Origin of the sequence: Erythrobacter sp. (assembly GCF_038133525.1) — a bacterium.
Classification (GTDB): domain Bacteria; phylum Pseudomonadota; class Alphaproteobacteria; order Sphingomonadales; family Sphingomonadaceae; genus Qipengyuania.
On record NZ_JAYPTL010000036.1, the window covers coordinates 15478 to 35135 of the forward strand.

Here is a 19658-nt window from a genome sequence, read left to right on the forward strand (position 1 = left end):
CTTGGCCAACTGTCGCGATTGCCTGCGGGCTTGGATAAGGCGCGGGCGCGCCCGAGGGGTGGCGCGCCCACGTTGCTTGAGTCAGCTTTCTACCGAAAGAGCATCGAGCGCCGCAGTGATCGCATCGACTTCGGCGCGCTTGCGGTAGTTATTGGGGACGAAGGCATAGGCGATGACCCCATCGCGGCCCACGATATAGGTTGCGGGATCGGCGAAGGTGAAACCGCCATCGCCGGTCAATTCTTCGACGCGAACGCCGAACTGCGCCAACGCAATGCGGTGGCTTTCCGGCAATTCGAACATGAGGCCGAACTGTTCGGCAACGCTGTTTTCGGCGTCGTGCAATACGTCGAACTTCACCCCGGTGACCGCTCCCTCGAGAAGCTGATCCGATGCGCCGCCTTCGCGCAGCAGTTCGAGTGCACCGGGCTTTTCGGGCGTGACCGCCACCAAAGTGGCGCCGCGATCGGTGATTTCGGCCAGGCGCTCGTTGTATTCCTTGAGCTGCAGGTTGCAATAGGGGCACCATACGCCGCGGTAGAATGTGATCACCAGCGGACCCTTGGCAAGGTAATCTGTGAGCGTACCGTTGCCGCCGCCATACTTGGGCAGGTCGAAATTGGTGACCTTGTCGCCGACCTTGAGTGCGCGTTCGACGATATCGAGCGCGCTGATCTCGCCCGCCCCTTGCTCGAGGAGCGTGTTCAGCTCGTCAGGGAGGTTGTCGCGAAACGACTGGATGAGTGAACGAATCTGGGTGTTGAGGGTTGTCATAGAGTATCCTTCGACTTGACCAGGGGATATTGGCCATCCATGTACATAACTGTCGCTCAGCTATTATGTCCATAGCTGTACAAAAATAATCTGGAGCGAGACGTGGCACGACCTGCAAAATTCGATCGGGACGAAGTGGTGGCAGCAGCGCTCGATCTCGTCTGGCGGGATGGTGTCGAGCGATCATCGGTGAAGCACCTTGCTGAGCAGCTCGATATGACCCGCTCGAGCTTCTACAATGCCTTCGGTTCGCGCGAGGATTTCATCGGGGAACTGATCCGCGAATATGGCAAGCACAGCCCCGATCGGCCGCTGTATGAAGCGATAGAGGGCGATGTCGTCCCCGTGATCGGGCGCGTCATCCGCCAGATCTGCCACGATCGCGGGACCGACCCCGAGCGGCGTGGGTGCCTGGTTGTCAATCTTGTCTGCGACCGTGTGCCGACCGACGACCCCCTGGGGGCTGAAGCTGGCTTCAGGATCGACGGCTCGATCGAACGGCTGGTCGAACTGGTTGAGATGGCCAAGGCAAATGGAGAAATTCCAGCCGATAAGGATAGCCGCGACTTGGCGCTATCGCTTCAGACGCTGATGCTCGGCCTCAATGTCCTCGCCAAGACGGGAAAGAGCGAAGCCGAACTATGGCATGCGGCCAGGCTGACGCTTGCGGGCCTGGGCCTCGGCAGACCGGACGCATGAACCCGCCCGATCTACTACCGCGAATGACTGCTCCTCCCGCAAATCCGACTCCGCTGGATTGTCGATCGGATTTGCGGGAACGGGACTTACGTTGCCTGCAGTTCCGATATCCGCCTCGAAACATGGTGCGCTATCAAGTCACCATAGCGGGTGCCGCCGATCAGTGTATCCGAAGCCCGCTGTGCGAGAGCGAGATCGGGGCGCGCGTTTATTTCGAGAACCACTGGTTGCTCGGCAAGGCCGATATCCCATCCAATCTGGATGAAGGAATCGAGGAAATTTCGGTGCGCCTGCAGCGCCGTTTCCTTGATTTCCGCCCAGCGCTCCAGGACCTTTCCTTTGATTTGGGTGGAATTGAACGGATGGACAGGAAACTCGCCTTGGCGCGATCTGTATTTTGCCGCTGAAAGTTCGCCGCTGTCGACGTCGATTGCGGCCATCAGTCCGCCCAGGTGGGCGTTGTCGGCTACCGATCCTGGGACAGAGGCAAAGCGCATCACGGAAGTTACAATTTCCGGTTCGCCTTGTTCGTTGAGCATGGTCGTAACCCTGGCAGTCGGCAAGCTGTCGATCGCCAGTTCGGCCACGTCAGGGCTGGGATAGATTCTTTCCTGGAGGATGTAGGGCCTGGCAGGGTCGTCAATTATTCGTCCAATGAAGCGCCTCAAGCCATCGTCGCCAAGAAGTGCTGCCTCTTCGAGGTTGACCTCGAATACGCCATTGCCGCCAGTGCCATAGGTGGGTTTGGCAATCAGTACTTGCTGATCGTCGAAGCGTTGGAATGAATCGAGCTTGCCATCGTGAATGTGCGCAAAGACTTTCGGGTGGGGTATGCTGTGCTGCTGACAGAATCGTGCAAACGCAAACTTGTCGTGAAACAAGGTCGGGTCAGTCGCCATCTTGTCGTCGATGAACCGACCGCAACCGATGTGTTCGAACCGGCGATAGAGATCAGAAAGCTGCTTGCGCGATGTAATATCGAACATCGCCAGGTCATTGGGATCCGTGAAATGGCGAATCCCGACCTTCGCTGACCAGCGACGCCATCGATCATTTTTCAACCAGTGTCCGGAAACTTGGCGCGAACGAAGTCGAACATAAATACAGAAAAATAGGAAAACGATCGAATTCAATATTGCATCGATCAATCCTTGATTTGATTTTCTGAACTCGTAATATTCACTTAGAAATTCTGCTGCACTATGTTGTCTAATTCCAGGAAAAATTGAAAAATTAAATCTTAGGTAATCATAAAATCTACTAATCATATCCAATCTGCGACCCTTGGAAGTGATAAATTTGAACTATTTCAAGTGACTGTTTTTCTTGTAGCGAGTCCTTCTATGCTCAATCCCAATAATTCGTTAATCTTCGTTGCTAGGTCGCCACCAATTGTCACCCTGCAGAATTGAGTTTTGCACGAAAGACCTATCTGGCGATCGAGCAATCAGCTGCACTCATCAACCGCTTCAGCACGCTGGCCACGTGTAGCGGCTCGCGCTAACCTGCCGGGTGTCGGTTGCGGGGATGGGCATGGACACGGAAGCGGAAGGCCAGGGAAACGGTAGTGAATCCGCGCTGCGCGTCTTCGTCAGCTATTCGCGTACCGACCTCAAGCGAGCCCGCCCGGTCATCGACCTGCTTGAGCGGGCCGGTGTCGATGTGTGGTGGGACGGGCTGCTGGCCGGGGGCGAAACCTATTTGCCCACAACCGAGGCTGCGCTCGAGGGTGCCGACTGCGTAGTCGTCCTCTGGTCGGCCTCTTCAGTCGATTCCAATTGGGTGCGTGACGAGGCGCAGAGCGGGCGCGATCGACAGCGGCTAGTACCGCTTTCGCTCGATGGAACTATGCCTCCGCTTGGCTTTCGCCAGTTCCAGATGATCGACCTGACCCATTGGAACGGCAAGCCGGATGCCCCCGAAGCCGAAAAGGTAATCCAGGCCGTATATGGCATGAGTGGGGCGCCGACACCGCCGCAATCGCTGCCACGCGTCTCAATTGGAGCACCGCGCTTCACCCGCCGTTCGCTGGCGATCGGCGGGGTCGCTCTCGCGGGGGTCGCCGGCCTTGGCGCATGGCGCCTGGGCCTGCTGCCTGGAGCGAGCGCAGCGAAGATATCTATGGCGGTCCTGCCCTTTGCCAACCTGTCAGGCGATGCCGAGCAGCGCTGGTTTTCCGACGGGCTGTCAAACGAGTTGCGCGCAGTGTTGGCTCGCAACCCGCACCTTCGTGTCTCCGCGCCGACTACGTCCTCGGCACTGGGCGAGAGCGGGGGTGACGATTTCGCCGCCGCGCGCAAGCTGGGCGTGGCCAATATCCTGCGCGGCAGCGTGCAGCTTGCCGACATGGTGGTTCGCGTGTCCTGTGAGGTGGTGCAGGTTTCGGATGGGCTGGTGCGTTGGGCGGATAGCTTCGATCGCCAGATGGACGACGTTTTTGCGCTGCAGACGGAGATCGCGCGCACTGTGGCATTGTCACTCGTCGCCGAGATGGCCGGTGAAAGCGAAGCCCGCGACAGCCTGGCGCAGCAACACGATGTTGGCGGAACGACCAATGTGGCCGCCTATGAAGCATACTTGCGCGGGCAGGCGTTCTACGACCTGTCGGCTGGTGTCGACACTGATCGCGCGGCCTTGGCGCAATTCGAGGCGGCAATCGCGTCTGACCCCCGATACGCTGCCGCACATGCCATGCGGGCGACGATGCTTGCGGCGGTAGCCAATGCGATCTCAGGCAAGGAAGAGATCCGCCGCTACTATGACGAGGCCATCGCTTCGGCGAAGCGAGCTATCGAACTCGCGCCCGACCTCGCGCGGGGGCACTTGGCGTTGGGCTATGCTCTGGCCAATGGCCACCTCGATCCGAAATCGGCCTTGCCATATTACGAAAAAGCACGCGAGCTGGCACCGGGCGATGCAGACGTGCAGCGCTCGGTCGCTGCCTTCTACGCCTATGGTGCCAAGGCAAGGCTCGGCGCCGAAATCATCGCCGATGTCCTCCAACTCGATCCCCTGAACGCCAGGGCCTATCGCACGGCGGGCTATATCGCCTATCTCGGGCGTGATTTCGCGCAGACAATCAGCCGCATGCGGCAGGCGCTCGAACTCAATCCCAAACTGGCCAGCTCCCAATCGATGATCGGCAACGCACTTTACATGCGGGGCGATCCTGCGGGTGCATTGAAGGCCTATCGAGAAGAGCCGGTAGAGATCTTTGCGCTGACGGGGGCGGCAATCGCCCTGGGGCGGCTGGGCAAGCGCGCTGAAGCAGAAAGCGCGATGGCGCAGTTGGTTGGCGGCTACGGGGACGCGGCGCTATACCAGCAGGCACAGGTGCGCGCGCAGTGGGGCGAAGAGGTGGATGCGCTGAACCTGCTTGAGCGGGCCTTGGCCATGAATGATCCCGGGATGCTTCTGGCGCCCAACGATGGTTTGCTCGACCCGCTGCGCAGTGCTCCGCGCTTCCGCAAGTTGCTTTCGACACTGGCGTCATGATAGCTAGCTGCGGTCGCACAGACAGGGAGGTTATTACATGAGGAAGATCACCATTGGCCTGATTTCGGGCTGCGCCGCGCTGGCGCTTGCTGGCTGCCAGCAGGCGGAAACCGATGCCGCCGAACCGGCCGCAGAGGAAGCGATGGCGCCGGCAGCGGAGGCTGATGCCGCAACTGAAGATGCAGCCGCAGTCGAAGGCGATGGAGCGGAAACCGCCGAAGCGGCTGCGACTCCCGTCGATGGCACGACCACTCCGATCAATCCGGAATAGGCTATCGGGGCCGCTGTAGCCTGCCGGGAAAGATTCCTAGCGGCGCGACAGCGGCCCGATATACTGTTCCAGCCAATCGCGAACCTTGGCCACGCGCGTGTAGCGGCTAGGTTCTCCCACGGTGCCGCAAGCCCGGCCAGCGCTTACCACGCCGATGACCTTGGGCACCTTGTCGGCATCGCCGTAATAGACCAGCCCACCGCCGCTATCGCCCTTGCAGGCCTGCTGTCCTTGCTTGCCACCGGCACAGAGCGCTGAGTCCAGCGCAGTTCCGCGAAAGCTTGTGATCCGCGTGCAGCGTTCCTCGCTGGTGAGTTCCATCTTCGCCCCACGCAAATTGTCGGTCGACTGCCCGTCTTGTGGCTTGGTCCAACCCCAGCCATAGGTGTAGACTTCCATTCCGGCCTTGATCGTCCGTTTGCCCAATTCCAGCGGGTCGATCGTCAGGCGGGTGGTCGGGCTGGTTTCGCCAAGCCTGGTGCCGCGCTTCGGATCATACTGGACCAGTGCTATGTCGAATGCATAGGTCGCTGCATTGAACGCAGGATGCGGAATTGCGCGCAGGATGGGGTAGCTGGTCCCCTCGGCCTCGCGCGGGTTGTAGACTCCCAGGCGGACCTCGTGACCCGCTGCCACAATGTCCTGCCCCTGGTCGGTCAGGCAATGCGCCGCAGTCAGTATCCACCCGGTTCTGATGATCGTTCCGCCGCACATCACCCGCTGCTGTTGCGAAAGGGACATGCCAGCGAGCGACTGCGGCCGCCAGAGCAGCGCCTGCCATGGCGCTTGCCCTCGCTTCAGGCGGAAACCGTTGATCGAATAGGCGACCGTTCGGCAGATGCGGTCGATATAAAGCTTGCCGCGATAGCGCTCGCGATTGACGATGCAGCCGCCTTTTGAACTTGGCTTGCGTTCTAACTGGAAGGTTGTTCCGGCTGGATCGTTGGCGGCTACCACGGGTGGGAGGTAGCTGGTATCGGCGGCGATCATCTCGATACCAGGTACCTCTGCGGCCAGGGTCGGCAGATGTTCGCACGCCTCGCGTACCTGTGCCTCGCAAAGGGGCAGGAACAGGTCGGCGGCCCGTGCCCGATCGGGATCGACGATCTGGCCCCGGTCCAATTCCTTCGCGAGCAAGAGGCACGGCTGATGCGCCGCTTCGCCCTCCAGCCGGCAGGCCCGCTCCAGGAGTTCGATGGCCCGCAGCGATTCTGGCGTTCCTGGCGCGTTGGCCTTGCGCAGCTGCAATTCGGCGGCCTGGGGGCATGCGCTGCCCTCACCCCCGTCGCAGGCGCGCAGCAGCACGGCCCGGGCTCGAGCGGTATCGTCGATCACCGGCATGCTCGACATCAAGATTTCGCCTAGCATTGCGCAGGCCCAAAGCTCCCCGCCATCGCACCGTGTGCTCAGCACCGGTTCCTGGCGCAGGTTGCGCGCGAGCTTGCAGTCCGCATCCTTGTCGATTTCGCATCCGCGTTCGATCAGAAAGGTGGCAAGCTTCGGGTCAGGCGCAATGCCGATACCGTTCCAGGCACGCTTGCCGGATTGCTGGCAGCTCGACGAAGATCCAGCAAGGCAAGCGAGATAGTAATATTCGCCGGCCTGCCATTCATTGACCCATGGGCCAAAATCATGCGCCCATGCGGCTCTCTCACAGCCGTCGGCGTTACCTCTGCGGCAGACTGAGTCCAGCAGCGCCAGAGCGTGCTCCCGTTCGACTTCACTGGTTCCGGCTTCGAGCAACGATCGGGCGAGGACCAGGCATGCTTCGTCGCCACCCCCGCGACAGGCGGCATCCGCAATGCCCCTGCCCAGCTCAACATCCAGGTCGACACCGCCACCTCCCTGGGTGAAGGCTTCGGCCTGTCGGGCGCAGGCATCGAGATTCCCCAGGGCGCAGGCTTCGCCGTAAATCGCGGTTGCGAGCGGTCGGACCTGGGTGACCCCTTGCCCCTTTTGATAGGCATAGGCCAGAGCAGCGCATGCGGCGGCGTCTTGTTGCTTGCAGGCCTTGGCATTTGCCTTTGCCTTGCGTTCCCATTCCTTGATCAACTCGGGCGGCGGATCGATGTCGGTGCCGTTGATCTGGTGTTGCGTGGCCGCGAGATCCTGCGCGCTCACGGGTGCGGTCGGCGCAAGCGTTCCAGCCAGCAGCACGATCCCGGCAAGCCATTTCCACGATGCAAGAGGCATGAGCTCCCCCCATCGCGACCCATGGCAGAGTGCACCAAAGATCGCTCGCTAGGTCAAGATGTTGACCAACAAGGTCCTTGTGCCGTGGTCGCGTGAGGCTAGTCTGTTGGTCGACGCGCCGCGAGGCGACCGGGGGGCTGGCATTGGGGGTGGCAAGCACATGCGTTCGGTACCGATCATGGAGACTCTGCCGCATCTTGCCTTGGGCATCACCGGTCATCGCGGGACCAATCCGGCGTTCAGCGCCAATCGGGCCGCGGTGGTCGAGGTGCTGGAGGAGGTGTTCGGCCGTATCGACAGGATCCTTGCGAAGCACCAACAGACGCTGGCACCGGTCCGCATGCACAGCCTGCTGGTCGATGGCGTGGACCAGATCGTCGCCGAACTGGCGCTGGCTCGCCAGTGGGAACTGGTTGCCCCCCTGCCGTTCGGGGCGGCGCTCAATTTGGCGATCAATGCCCGCCCTTCGACGGTTGCGGACATGGAAGCCCTGTACACCGGCAACGCTGCCACCGACCCTGACGTGGAAGCGCGTGCTGCGGCCATTCGCGAGGTGACCCAGCGAGCTCAATTGTTCGAACTGGCCGATCGCGATGCGGAGGTGGCAGCGCTGTTCCGCGAAGCGCTGGCCGATCCCACAAACTTCGACAAGGCGCGGGCCTTCGATACGCAATGTTCCGACCATGTGGCGCTGGCCGGGCGGGTCATGATCGAGCGCACCGATCTGATCGTGGCGGTCTGGGACCGCAAGGTTCGCAATCTGCGTGGTGGCACAGGACATACGGTAGTCTCTGCGCTCGAACTGGGCACGCCGGTGATGGTCATCGATCCGGCGGCACCTTCCGAATGGCAGATCTATACGCGTCCGGAGGAGCTGGCGCAGCCGTTGAGGCGGGGAGGGGATCGGCTCGAAGCGATCGTCGAGGCGGCCTTCCTAGCCCCGAAGCCGATGATCGCGCACTGGAGAAAGAACGGTGGCATGCATCGGGCAGTCATCTTTGGTCGCTCTATCGGCGGATCGAAGTGGTGTTCGGCGGCGAAGGGCGCCCCTTTCGCCGGCTCTCGACGCGCTACGAAACGCCTGGAGCGATCGGGTCAGGTTCGGGGGCTGAACTGATCGGGACAGTGGCCGAATTGCTGCCTGCCGGCGACAAGGTCGCCGACCGTTTGGGCGGCTCGATCCTGCCCCAGTTTGCCTGGGCTGACGGCGTATCCAGCTGGCTGTCCGACGCATATCGCAGCGGCATGTGCTACAACTTCATTTTCTCCGCGCTCGCGGTGATTTTCGGGGTGCTCTACCTGCCGCTTGGGCTGATGGAGCAGAAATGGGTCTTCGCATCGATCGAACTGCTGCTGTTGGCGATGATCGTGTTTGTCACCTTCATAGGCGGACGGCTGGCCTGGCACCGGCGATGGTTCGAGACACGGCGGGTTGCGGAATATCTGCGCCACTCACCCAGCCTGCTGCTGCTGGGCGTGGCCCGGCCGACCGGGCGCTGGCCACGCGGCAAGGACAAGGAATGGCCCGAACATTTCGCCCGCCATTGCCTGCGTGAAGTGGGGCTACCCCGCGTTCGCATCGACCGCCGTTATCTGCGTGATGTGCTTGAGCGCGTGGTGCTCAGCCATGTGCGAAGTCAGCGCGCCTACCATTTGGCCAAGGCCAAGCGTTTGGCGTCGGTGCACCATCGCGTCGATCGGGTGGCGGAAAAGTGCTTCCTCCTCGCGATCCTTTCCGTCTCGCTCTACCTGGCGAGTTCGGCCGGCGCCGCCTTGGGCCTGTTGCCAGCAAATTGGCCGGAAGCCGGGGCGAAGCTGTTCACCTTCCTTGGCGTGGCCTTCCCCACGCTGGGCGCCAGCCTCTCAGGCATTCGTTTCTTCGGCGATTTTGAACGTTTCGCGGCGATATCGCGCGTCACGGCGGAAAAGCTCGGCGAGGTCGAAAAGCGCATCACCTTGGTGCTGAGCGGCAATGGTGACTCGCTCGGCTATGCCTGCGCGGCCGAGCTGGTCCACACGCTGGACGAAATCGTGGTCGATGAAATCGAGAGCTGGCAGGCCGTTTTCGGTGCGAAGCATATCGCCCTGCCTGCCTGATCTCCCTGCCGCATCTATGGGTTGTCGAAGTGACCAGCCTCGGCAAGGATCTTGCCGACCTCTGACGCTGTGCGGGCATCCAGCTTCTTCAACGCGTTGGAACGGTGGATTTCGACCGTCCGGTAACTGATGCCCAACTCCTGCGCGATCTCCTTGTTGCGCAGGCCCTGGAACATCAGTTCGCAGACCTCGAGTTCGCGCTTCGAAAGCTGGGCCAGGGTCTCCTTCGCCTGGGCCGATGTTTCCGAGCGCTGGCGATCGACACTGCGCGAGTTGATCGCGTCGCTGATGGCGTTCGACAGTTCCTGGAACGTGATCGGCTTCTCCAGGAAATCGACCGCGCCGAGCTTCATCGCCTCGATCGCGGACGGCATGTCTGCATGCGAGGTCAGCACCAGGATAGGCAGGTGCTTGAGCGTCGCGGGGAGCTCGCGCAGAACCTGGATCCCGTTCATGCCTTCCATTCGCATGTCGAGTACAGCGGCATCGAAATCATAGTCGGCACAGCCTGCCAGGAAGTCCTTTCCGCTGGCGAAGGGGTGTGCCTTGATCCCGAAATTGGCGAGGCCGGTGGTAATCGTCTGCCGTACCGCGCTGTCGTCATCGACGATGGCGACGTTCCATGCATTGGCATCCGGCTTTATTGCCGGGTTCGTCATGGCGGGGGTGGCCATGGGTGTAGAGGGGGGCGAAACAGGCTGGCTGGCTAACCACAAGGTGGCGTCGCGGGCGGTTAGCGGCCCAGAGAAATGGAACCCCTGCAGGCAATCACAGCCGAGATTGGTCAGATGATCGGCGACCTGTTGCGTTTCGACGCCTTCGGCGACCGAACGCATCCCCAGTCGTTTGGCCAGATCAATGATTGATCGCGCAACGGCGTCGGCACGCTTTTGTTCGACAACGCTCCCGGTGATCTTCTTGTCGAGCTTCAGCTCGTCGAAAGGGATGTCGGTAAACCGATCGAAGGTTGAATACCCCATTCCGAAATCGTCGATACTGAGCCGGCAGCCCGCCAGTTTGGCTGCGAGGAGGATCTTCTGCGCTTCTTCGCTTTCGACGAAGCCGCTTTGTTCGGTAACTTCGATGACCAGCAGTTCGAGCGGGAAGTGCGCCTTCCTTGCCGATGCAAGCACGGTCTCCACTGAACGGGGATCATGGGCTGCGGCAGCCGAGATGTTGATCAGCAATGAGAGACCGCGCGGGGCCAGTTCGGCAGTTGCCCAGGCAAAGGCGGGATCCAGTGCTGCTGCGCCAAGCTCTATCGAGAGCTCCTGGTCCTCCAGCGCCTTCGCGTACCGCGCTGGTGAAATCAGCCCTTCCTCGTCATCGAGAATGCGGATCAGCGCTTCGAACCCTTCCGGTTTGCGACTCAACGCCCATAGCCGTGGCTGGAACAGGAAGGTGATCTTCCGTGCGTCGATCGCCTGACGGACCTGATGGGTCGTGAGGTTCGAATTCCTCGCGCCGGCTTTCCCGCCAGTCAAAGGGGCGGGCCCGTCCTGTCCGTTGGGGAACAGCAGGTCCCTGAGCTGGTCCTTCGAAAATGGTTTTGCCAGCTGGCCCTGGATATTGTGCTGCCCTTCCTTCGCCACACGCTGCGCGGCATCGACCACCGAATGGCCGAGGCCGGAACACAGATAGATCGGCAAATCGCCAAGTTCGGCAGCCAGCACATCGAGTGCTTCCAGGCCGCTCGTGCCCGGCATGCGCAGGTCGATCATGACATCGGTGGGTTGCCACGCGAGGAGCGCCGCGCGCGCATCCTCAATGGTGGTTACCGCCTTGGCCTCTACCGAAAGTGCCCTTGCGATCCTGGCGATGGTCGTTGCCATTGCCGAATCGTCATCCAGAATAAGTAATTTTCGCCCCAAAGGAATCTCACTGTTTTGAGTTAGCCTTGCCCACCACGCCTTCTAGCAAGATCTCCTTAAGCTGCGCGCTCGAAAATGGCTTCAGCAGGAAATTTTCGGATCGCTCGAGTGCCTTGTGTTTTACCGAGTCCCCTGCGTACCCCGACATGAACACCACCTTCATGTTGGGGTGGGTCGTGCCCGCGGCCTCGGCCAGGTCGAGGCCGGTAAGGGTGCCCGGCATGACAATATCGGTAAGAAGGATATCGAATTCCTTCTTACTCTGCAGCTTTTGCATCGCACTGGCGCCATCGGCAGCGGTTTCGACCTCGAATCCCCAGCGCTTGATCTGTCGGACGAGGTGCTGGCTGACGTTTATGTCATCCTCGACCAGCAGCAGCGACAATGTTTCCTTCTTCGGAATCCCTGCGTCAACATCATCGGTGGCTTCTTCGGGACCGCTTTCGGCCTTGGGCAGGAAGATCCGGATCGTGCTTCCTTCACCAAGCTTGCTCTCAATCGTTGCGGTGCCGCCGGTTTGCTTGGCGAAGCCATAGATCATGCTTAGCCCCAGGCCCGTTCCCGAACCTACCGGCTTGGTTGTGAAGAAGGGTTCGAACGCCTTTTCGACTTCGGCCTGGGTCATTCCGTGGCCGTCATCTTCCAGGATCAGCTCAACGTATGCCCCGTCCGACAAATCAGACGGGTGGACCTTGCCATTGGCTGAAATGAAAGTGTTTCGTGCCGAAATTCTCAGCGTCCCGCCGTCTTCCATGGCGTCGCGGGCGTTCACCGCGGCGTTGAGGATGGCATTCTCGAGCTGCGTCTGGTCGGCAAAGGCGAACCAAAGGTTTTCAGGCAGTTCGATCTGGACCTCGATATTGGCTGGGATCGTCCGCCTGATCAGCTTGCCGATATCGTGCAGCGAGGTGCCGACATCGATGGCTTTGGCGGAGGCGGCATGCTGGCGAGAAAAGGTCAGTAACTGCCGGGTCAGGCGGGCGCCGCTTTCCGCAGCCATCGTGATCAGGTCGACCATCTCCTTGGTATCCGGATCGAGATTCTGTTCGCGCAGGATTTCGGCATTGCCAAGGATGACCATCAGCATGTTGTTGAAGTCATGCGCGATGCCGCCCGTCAGCCGACCGGTGGTTTCCAGCGATTCCGCCCTGCGAAGGCGGGCTTCGACCTCGGTCCGCTCGGTCACATCGCTGATCGAGCCGAAGGCTCTTACGGCTTTCCCATTTCCGTCGCGGATCAGGACCGCATGTTCCTCGACGATGCGAACGGCCCCGGTCGATGTGATCATGCGATAGTTCGTCGCCCACTCGGGCTTGTCCGACACCAATGTTTCGGCGAGGAACGCCTTCGCACGTTCCCTGTCTTCGGGGTGTAGGCGATTCTCCCAAGATGACAGGCCGGGCGGATCTTTCTCGTCCAGTTCGAGCAGTTTCTCCCAGCCGTCACTCCGCCAGACGTAGTTCTCGGGAATATCCCATTCCCACACCACGTCGTTGGAAAGGTTTGCAACGGTCCGGAAGCGTTCCTCGCTTTCGCGCAGTTTCGTATCGGCATCGATGACGTCGGACACGTCGTAGACCGCCGCCGCCATTCGAGTTGCCTTGCCGTCACGATCACGGAAAACGGTGGCATGGGCACGGGCTACCGCATAGTCGCCATTCGGCCTGCGATAGGTGAAGGTCTGCTTGAACGAAGTTTCCTTGCCTTCGAGCAATGCGGCCACGCGGGCCACCAGGTTCTCTCCTTCCCAGGTCTTGGAGAGTTGGGCGAACAGTTCCTCCCGCGCGAAGCTTTCCGTGTAGCCCACGCCGAACAGGCTGGCGAACTGGTCATTGGTCCAGGCCGTCTCGTTCTCCAGGTTCCAATCGATGATCGCAATCTTGCCGGCACTGGTTGCTAGTTCCAGTCGATCCCGGCTTTGCCTGGCTTCCTCTTCAGCTTCGCGAATATGGGTGATGTCGACGAAATTCGTCAGCACCCCATCCATCTCACGGTCCTTATGAAAGACCGGAGATGCGTTACAAAGTAGCCACCGACGTACTTTGCCTGTTTCGTCACGATGGCCCAGAACCAGATTCTTTATCGGTTTACCCGACCTCAGCACCGAAGTGGCGGGGAAGTTTTCCTGAGGTATTTCTTCGCCATTGCTGTCGACGAAGTCCCAATAGGGATTGCTGGCATCCATCCCCTCTACGCCGCCATCGAGGCCCAACAGCTGCCTGGCCCGCGGATTTGCCCGGACGATGGTGGTCGAGGTGTCATGCAGAACGAGACCGGCCTGCACTTCATCGAAGATGAGTTGGAATTCGGCGCGGAGATGGTTGAGGCGTTCCTCGGTTTCCTTCCGCTGGGTCACATCGCGCACTACGCCGAGGAACCACTTGAGGCCGCGCCCTTCGTTCTCGAAAGGCGTGATGACCATATCGTTCCAGAAGGCCTCGCCATCCTTGCGGTAGTTCAGGATCTCCCCGGAAAACTCTCGCCGCCCTTCCAGCGCCTGGTTGATCGCCGCGCGGGTTTCCTCGTCTGTGCCTGGACCCTGCAGAATCTTGCAGGGTTGGCCGATCAGTTCACCGCGTGAGTATCCTGTTATGGTGCAGAATGCGTCGTTGCAAAACTGGATCCGTGACTGCTCATCGGTCACCACAATGCCTTGCGAGATGGTCGCCAGAACTGCTTCGAGCAGGGCGTTGCGCATCGGCATTGCCTTGTACCTCCCCCCGGGGTTCCTAGCACCTACGGAATTTGCCGTATTGTAAATTTGCGTCTCGCGGCGCGTCAAGCAACTGATCCGCAATCGATTCTGGATATTCCGGGCTCGTAGAAACACGGCTGGAAACGTTCCCTGAGAGGGCTCTCGGGCCCTATCCGTATTTGCCCCTAGAGGTGATTGCCGAGAAAATTGGTCCGTCTGGCTCAGGATCGCAGCCAGAGGTGCTCATGCTGCGATCCGTCCCGACAATTCTGGCTACGATTTGTGCTGTTTTTGCCACACCGGCGGTTCCGGCCGTGATTCGAGCGGCCGACCCGGCGGTCGATCCGGCGCGCGCATTGGGCCGAATTGTATGCCAGGAAGGCAGCCGGCGCTATGTCAGCACCGCGGTGCTTGTCCGTGATGCTCAGACCCTGCTCGCAGCGGGCCATTTCAACTCCGATGACCTGGCGGCGCGACATTTGCCTGTCTCGTCGTGCCGGTTCGAACATCGTTCGGCGAACGGCCAGCGGTTCGCTTCGCCATTCACCCTGATCGAAACGGGTGGAGGCGCCACGGAGCGCAGGCTAACTCCGGCGGCGGACTGGGCCGTATTGCGCCTCTCGACACCTGCGCCGCGCTTCATGCAGCCGGTGACGCGCATCTCGGACCCCGATGCGGCGGTGTCTGCCCACCTCGAAATGGCGGCCTATGACGATCCGGCGAGGTTGAGCTCCCAGATTTCGCTCGAAGCCTGTGCCGGCTGGCGGGGCAACGATCGCTCGGTGGTCCTGCGCCATTCCTGCCGCACGCGCCCGGGCCAGAGCGGATCCCCGATCTTCCGCGTCGGAAGTAGAGAGCTGGAGCTGGCCGCAATCCACGTAGGAGCCAGTGATACGGCCGGGCGTGCTGTCCTGCTGGCCAAATCCTTCCGTAAGGCGCTGCTGTCCAGCTGACCGTTGCAGCTCTATTGTTGCCTACGCTGAATTCTTGTGAGAAAATGCCGCGATGCCGCACTTGAAGTCCGTTGCCTTTGCCGCGCTATGCTGCCTGGTCGTGGCGGGGATTCCTGCGTCTAATTCGCTTGCGAGCAGTGGCGGAGCCACGGCCGGTGATGGACCGCAGCATGAAGGTACGGACGGCGCGACGCCCAAGGCCAAGCGGCCTCGTGTTGGGTCCGACGTCAACGGTGCCCTGCCGCCGCCCGAAACGTGGAACTGCGACCTGATCGCGCCCGAATATCGGGACTGGCTCGATCAGGGCAATAAGGCGGACGATTGGAAATATGTCGGCCCAGTCTACGTCCATACTGTGGATGGCGGCGAATACGACTGGGGCGACTGGATCGACTGGGCCAATGCCAACGGGTGTGCCGGTGGCGAATTCGTAAGGCCGGAGTTCCTGCCGGGGGTCGTGCTGGCGCCTGGCCTGGTTGGCGGCCTGATTACCGCTGCAGGGGCGGGCGGCCTGATCGGCGCACAAGCCGGATCTGGCCCAAGAAGTCCGGGCTGAGGCTCGCCCAATCCGATGTTCAAATGCAAAGGGCGGCCCGCGAGCCGCCCTTTTCCTTGGTCATTTCAGCGGCAGGATCCGGCTGATGATGTAGTCGGCTGCCTCTTCCGGCGTCATTTCCACCGTGTTGACGCGGATTTCGGGATTTTCAGGCGCTTCATAGGGGCTGTCGATCCCGGTGAAGTTCTTCAGCTTGCCTTCGCGGGCCTTCTTGTAGAGGCCTTTCACGTCGCGCGCCTCGGCCACTTCGAGCGGGGTGTCGACGTGGATCTCGATGAATTCGCCATCGCCGATCATGTCGCGTACCAGCCGGCGGTCTGCCCGGAAGGGGCTGATGAAGGCGGTCAGAACGATCAGGCCCGCGTCGGTCATCAGCTTGCACACTTCGCCGATGCGGCGGATGTTCTCGATGCGGTCGCTCTCGGTAAAACCAAGGTCCTTGTTGAGCCCGTGGCGGACGTTGTCGCCATCGAGCAGGAAGGTGTGGCGATTCATGATCGCCAGCTTCTTTTCGACCTCGTTGGCGATGGTCGACTTGCCCGATCCCGACAGGCCGGTGAACCACAACACGCGCGGTGTCTGGTTTTTCATCGCGGCGTGATGTTCGCGGGTGATGTCGGTCGCCTGCCAATGGACGTTCTGGCTGCGGCGCAGGCTGAAGTGCAGCATGCCAGCGCCCACGGTGTGGTTGGTGATCTTGTCGATCAGGATAAAGCCGCCCAGTGCGCGGTTCTCGACATAGGGATCGAACACGATCCGCTTGTCGGTGGTGATCTCGGCCACGCCGATCTGGTTCAGGTGAAGCGTCTGCGAAGCGAGATGTTCCATCGTGTTGACGTCGATCTCGTATTTCGGATGGGCCACGGTCACGCTGACGGTCTGCGTGCCAAGCTTCATCCAATAGGCCCGGCCGACGACCAGCGGTTCGTCGTCCATCCACACGATGGTGCTTTCGAACTGGTCGGCGACTTCGGGCGGGCTGTCGGCCGAAGCGAGCACATCGCCGCGCGAGCAGTCGATCTCGTCATCGAGGCAGATCGTGACGGACTGGCCGGCGATAGCTTCGTCGAGATCGCCTTCCATCGCCACGACCGACTTGACGGTGCTGACCTTGCCCGAAGGTAGCGAGCGGACCCGGTCGCCCGGCTTGACGGTACCGCTGGCGATGAGGCCGGAGAAGCCGCGGAAGTCGAGGTTGGGGCGATTGACCCATTGCACCGGCATGCGGAATGACTTCTCGGCATCGCCCGCGGCGTTGATCTCGACCTGCTCGAGGTGATCGACCAGTGTCGGGCCGGCGTACCAGGGCGTATTCCCCGATAGGGTGGTGATATTGTCGCCCTTGAAGCCCGAGATCGGGATCGCGGTAAAATTCTCGATGCCGATGCTCTCGGCAAACTGCGCGTAATCGGCGACGATGGCGTCGAATTTGGCCTGGTCGTAATCGATCAGGTCCATCTTGTTCACGGCCAGCACCAGATTGCGGATGCCCAACTGGTGGCACAGGAAGCTGTGGCGCTTGGTCTGCACCAGCATGCCCTTGCGTGCGTCGATCAGGATTACTGCAAGGTCGGCGGTCGATGCGCCGGTGACCATGTTGCGGGTATACTGTTCGTGCCCGGGGCAGTCGGCGACGATGAACTTGCGCTTCTCGGTCGCGAAAAAGCGATAGGCGACATCGATGGTGATGCCCTGTTCGCGTTCGGCGGCGAGGCCATCGACCAACAGTGCGAAGTCGATTTCCTGCCCCTGCGTGCCGACCTTCTTGCTGTCGCTCTCCAGCGCGGCGAGTTGATCCTCGAAGATCATCTTGGAATCGTAGAGTAGGCGGCCGATCAGGGTCGACTTGCCGTCATCCACGCTGCCGCAGGTGATGAAGCGCAGCATCGACTTGTTCTGGTGCTGCTCGAGATAGGCCTCGATGTCCTCGGCGATCAGCGCGTCGGTCTGGTAAACCTGTTCGGTCATCAGAAGTACCCCTCCTGCTTCTTCTTCTCCATCGAGGCGTCGCCAGCGTCCTTGTCGATCACGCGTCCCTGGCGTTCGCTGGTGGTGGTGAGCAGCATTTCCTGCACCACATCGGCCAGCGTCGCCGCCTCGCTTTCGACTGCGCCGGTCAGCGGGAAACAGCCGAGCGTGCGGAAACGGATCGATTTCTCGGTAATCTCGGGGCGCTTGCCCATGACCTTCTCGAGCCGTTCGATATCGTCGGCCATGAACAAGCCGCCTTCATGCTCGAAAGTCGGTCGCTTGGCGCTGAAATAGAGCGGCACGATCTCGATGTTCTCGGCCATGATGTATTGCCAGATGTCGAGCTCGGTCCAGTTCGAGATCGGGAACACGCGGATGCTCTCGCCCTTCCTCTTGCGGGCGTTGTAGAGATTCCACAGCTCGGGCCGCTGATTCTTCGGGTCCCACCCGTGGCTGGCGGTGCGGAAGGAAAAGATGCGCTCCTTGGCGCGGCTCTTCTCCTCGTCGCGGCGAGCGCCGCCGAAGGCCGCATCGAAGCCATATTTGTCGAGTGCCTGCTTGAGCCCTTCGGTCTTCCACATGTCGGTGTGCAGCGGGCCGTGGTCGAACGGGTTGATCCCGCGCTCCATCGCTTCGGGGTTGTGGTAGACGAGCAGTTCCATCCCCGCGTCGCGCGCGCTCTTTTCGCGTAGCGCGTACATGTCCTTGAACTTCCAGGTCGTGTCGACGTGGAGCAGCGGGAAGGGCGGGGGCGAGGGGTAGAAGGCCTTCTTCGCCAGGTGCAGCATCACTGCGCTGTCCTTGCCGATCGAATAGAGCATCACCGGCTTTTCGGCTTCGGCGACCACTTCGCGCATGATGTGGATCGCTTCCGCCTCGAGGCGCTGGAGATGGGTGAGGGTCTTGGCGTCGCTCATCGGGTATCCTTTTCGATCGCCTGAGATAGTGCCGGGCTTTGCCTGTGGACCTCCCATATGGGAGGTGGTATCTTGCACCCATGCGCATTCCCAACCTCGGAGAGACCGAAATCCTCGTGCCGCTGCACGATGGGATGTTCGAACAGCCGATGTGGCAAACTTTTCTTCGTCGCCTGAAACGCGCCTCGGGCGGGGGCCTGGCGATGCTGTGCCTGCGCACGCCGGGATCGCATGATGAGCTGGTGCTGAGCGACGGCGAGGCTGGCGACGTCGCCCAATTGCTCGATGGTTCCATGCGCGAAGGGCGGACCTATGCGCTCCACGAACTGGTCGAGGGAAAGCCCGAAGGTACCCATCCGGCCGACCTGCGCGCGATCCGGCTGCGCGATCCCAGCGGCCTGGAAGCCTGGCTGGCGCTGGGCGCCGATATGCCGCTCGATGCCGAACATTCGAGCCTGCTGGCGGCACTTGCACCCCACCTGCGCGTGGCGCTGCAGGTCCTGGCGTCGCTGGAGCGTGAAAAGGCGCGAGCCTCGATGAGCGCGGACGCCTTTCGGCGGATGAATTTTGGCTGGATCGCGGTCGACGAGCGAAGCCGGATCGTCGATTGCGATCCGCAGGCCGAACGCTTCCTCGAACGCTCCGGCTCGCTGCGGCGCGGACCCTATGACCGGCTGATCCCTTCATCGCCTGTGGTCGACCGCCAGCTGACTGCGCTGGTGCGCGACTTCGCGGTCGACCAACGCGACCGTCCGCATGCGCTCAACCTCAGCCGCGATCCGTGGATCGACGTGCTGGTGTCACCGATGCATCTGGAATCGCTCACCGGTGACAGTCGCGCGGTGGCGGTGATCTATCTGCGCGGCGACCGGTCATCGAGCGCCGACCGGCACGAACAGCTGGTTGACCTGTTCGACCTGACCCCGGCGGAGGCGCGGCTGGCCTGGTCGCTGTCACAGGGTCTTTCGATCGCCGAGGCGGCAGAGAACCATGGCCTGACGCTGGAGACGGCGCGCTATTACTCGAAGCGGATCTACGCCAAGACCGGCGCGCGCGGGCAGGTCGACCTTGTGCGCAATATCCTCACCGGGGTCCTTGCGCTGGCCTAGCCGCTCCTTGCGGTCAGGTCGGGCCAGAAGGCCTCGGCACCGCGATCGACCACCATG

At 61.3% G+C, this 19658-nt stretch carries 15 protein-coding genes; 8 read left to right on the top strand and 7 right to left on the bottom strand.

Annotated elements, in window-relative coordinates; genetic code table 11:
- Positions 1–81 precede the first annotated feature (81 nt).
- Positions 82–774: a peroxiredoxin-like family protein gene (locus AAFM29_RS10750; protein ID WP_341712801.1), complete on the bottom strand. Its 693-nt coding sequence runs from the start codon at positions 772–774 to the stop codon at positions 82–84.
- Positions 775–876: 102 nt separating this feature from the next.
- Between AAFM29_RS10750 and AAFM29_RS10755 the strand changes: the two genes are divergently transcribed.
- Positions 877–1473 (top strand): TetR/AcrR family transcriptional regulator, encoded by a 597-nt coding sequence (locus AAFM29_RS10755; RefSeq protein ID WP_341712802.1) that lies wholly within the window; start codon positions 877–879, stop codon positions 1471–1473.
- An 86-nt stretch (positions 1474–1559) separates the two neighbouring features.
- Here AAFM29_RS10755 and AAFM29_RS10760 read toward each other — a convergent pair whose 3' ends face one another.
- Complete coding sequence (locus tag AAFM29_RS10760; protein WP_341712816.1) at positions 1560–2741, bottom strand: sugar-transfer associated ATP-grasp domain-containing protein; 1182 nt, start codon at positions 2739–2741, stop codon at positions 1560–1562.
- Between the two features lie 265 nt (positions 2742–3006).
- Here AAFM29_RS10760 and AAFM29_RS10765 point away from each other — a divergent pair, with 265 nt between their 5' ends.
- Positions 3007–4968: a TIR domain-containing protein gene (locus AAFM29_RS10765; protein ID WP_341712803.1), complete on the top strand. Its 1962-nt coding sequence runs from the start codon at positions 3007–3009 to the stop codon at positions 4966–4968.
- 37 nt (positions 4969–5005) lie between these two features.
- A complete protein-coding gene (locus AAFM29_RS10770; protein WP_341712804.1) occupies positions 5006–5239 on the top strand; it encodes a hypothetical protein in 234 nt (77 codons plus the stop codon).
- A 36-nt stretch (positions 5240–5275) separates the two neighbouring features.
- Here the strand turns inward: AAFM29_RS10770 and AAFM29_RS10775 are convergent, their stop codons facing one another.
- The gene (locus AAFM29_RS10775) at positions 5276–7432 is read right to left on the bottom strand and encodes a trypsin-like serine protease (RefSeq protein WP_341712805.1); all 2157 of its coding nucleotides are present in this window, start codon (positions 7430–7432) and stop codon (positions 5276–5278) included.
- Positions 7433–7490: 58 nt separating this feature from the next.
- Between AAFM29_RS10775 and AAFM29_RS10780 the strand changes: the two genes are divergently transcribed.
- Together AAFM29_RS10780 and AAFM29_RS10785 are read left to right on the top strand one after the other, a co-directional pair.
- A complete protein-coding gene (locus tag AAFM29_RS10780; RefSeq protein ID WP_341712806.1) occupies positions 7491–8549 on the top strand; it encodes a hypothetical protein in 1059 nt (352 codons plus the stop codon).
- Positions 8459–9529 carry a hypothetical protein gene (locus tag AAFM29_RS10785; protein ID WP_341712807.1) on the top strand — a complete coding sequence of 357 codons (1071 nt, stop codon included), beginning with the start codon at positions 8459–8461 and terminating at the stop codon, positions 9527–9529. The genes AAFM29_RS10780 and AAFM29_RS10785 overlap by 91 nt, the downstream gene beginning before the upstream one ends.
- A 14-nt stretch (positions 9530–9543) precedes the next feature.
- Here the strand turns inward: AAFM29_RS10785 and AAFM29_RS10790 are convergent, their stop codons facing one another.
- Positions 9544–11400 carry an EAL domain-containing protein gene (locus tag AAFM29_RS10790; protein WP_341712808.1) on the bottom strand — a complete coding sequence of 619 codons (1857 nt, stop codon included), beginning with the start codon at positions 11398–11400 and terminating at the stop codon, positions 9544–9546.
- A gap of 7 nt (positions 11401–11407) precedes the next feature.
- Entirely contained in the window at positions 11408–14104 is a 2697-nt protein-coding gene (locus AAFM29_RS10795; protein WP_341712809.1) for a PAS domain S-box protein, read from the bottom strand.
- A gap of 305 nt (positions 14105–14409) precedes the next feature.
- Between AAFM29_RS10795 and AAFM29_RS10800 the strand changes: the two genes are divergently transcribed.
- Together AAFM29_RS10800 and AAFM29_RS10805 are read left to right on the top strand one after the other, a co-directional pair.
- Positions 14410–15048, top strand: coding sequence for a trypsin-like peptidase domain-containing protein (locus tag AAFM29_RS10800; RefSeq protein ID WP_341712810.1), 639 nt, complete (start codon positions 14410–14412; stop codon positions 15046–15048).
- A 52-nt stretch (positions 15049–15100) separates the two neighbouring features.
- Positions 15101–15604 (top strand): hypothetical protein, encoded by a 504-nt coding sequence (locus AAFM29_RS10805; RefSeq protein ID WP_341712811.1) that lies wholly within the window; start codon positions 15101–15103, stop codon positions 15602–15604.
- Between the two features lie 60 nt (positions 15605–15664).
- Here the strand turns inward: AAFM29_RS10805 and cysN are convergent, their stop codons facing one another.
- Both cysN and cysD read right to left on the bottom strand, forming a co-directional pair.
- Complete coding sequence (gene cysN, locus AAFM29_RS10810) at positions 15665–17572, bottom strand: sulfate adenylyltransferase subunit CysN (protein WP_341712812.1); 1908 nt, start codon at positions 17570–17572, stop codon at positions 15665–15667.
- The gene (gene cysD, locus AAFM29_RS10815) at positions 17572–18492 is read right to left on the bottom strand and encodes a sulfate adenylyltransferase subunit CysD (RefSeq protein ID WP_341712813.1); all 921 of its coding nucleotides are present in this window, start codon (positions 18490–18492) and stop codon (positions 17572–17574) included. Before cysD ends, cysN begins: the two co-directional genes overlap by 1 nt.
- 80 nt (positions 18493–18572) lie before the next feature.
- Here cysD and AAFM29_RS10820 point away from each other — a divergent pair, with 80 nt between their 5' ends.
- The gene (locus tag AAFM29_RS10820) at positions 18573–19601 is read left to right on the top strand and encodes a helix-turn-helix transcriptional regulator (RefSeq protein ID WP_341712814.1); all 1029 of its coding nucleotides are present in this window, start codon (positions 18573–18575) and stop codon (positions 19599–19601) included.
- The last annotated feature ends 57 nt before the right edge of the window (positions 19602–19658 follow it).

Coding starts and splice junctions, on each gene's coding strand:
- AAFM29_RS10750 (WP_341712801.1), bottom strand. CDS start 774: ATGACAACCCTCAACACCCAGATTCGTTCACTCATCCAGTCGTTTCGC.
- AAFM29_RS10760 (WP_341712816.1), bottom strand. CDS start 2,741: ATGATTAGTAGATTTTATGATTACCTAAGATTTAATTTTTCAATTTTT.
- AAFM29_RS10765 (WP_341712803.1), top strand. CDS start 3,007: ATGGACACGGAAGCGGAAGGCCAGGGAAACGGTAGTGAATCCGCGCTG.
- AAFM29_RS10770 (WP_341712804.1), top strand. CDS start 5,006: ATGAGGAAGATCACCATTGGCCTGATTTCGGGCTGCGCCGCGCTGGCG.
- AAFM29_RS10775 (WP_341712805.1), bottom strand. CDS start 7,432: ATGCCTCTTGCATCGTGGAAATGGCTTGCCGGGATCGTGCTGCTGGCT.
- AAFM29_RS10780 (WP_341712806.1), top strand. CDS start 7,491: ATGTTGACCAACAAGGTCCTTGTGCCGTGGTCGCGTGAGGCTAGTCTG.
- AAFM29_RS10795 (WP_341712809.1), bottom strand. CDS start 14,104: ATGCCGATGCGCAACGCCCTGCTCGAAGCAGTTCTGGCGACCATCTCG.
- AAFM29_RS10805 (WP_341712811.1), top strand. CDS start 15,101: ATGCCGCACTTGAAGTCCGTTGCCTTTGCCGCGCTATGCTGCCTGGTC.
- cysN (WP_341712812.1), bottom strand. CDS start 17,572: ATGACCGAACAGGTTTACCAGACCGACGCGCTGATCGCCGAGGACATC.
- cysD (WP_341712813.1), bottom strand. CDS start 18,492: ATGAGCGACGCCAAGACCCTCACCCATCTCCAGCGCCTCGAGGCGGAA.
- AAFM29_RS10820 (WP_341712814.1), top strand. CDS start 18,573: ATGCGCATTCCCAACCTCGGAGAGACCGAAATCCTCGTGCCGCTGCAC.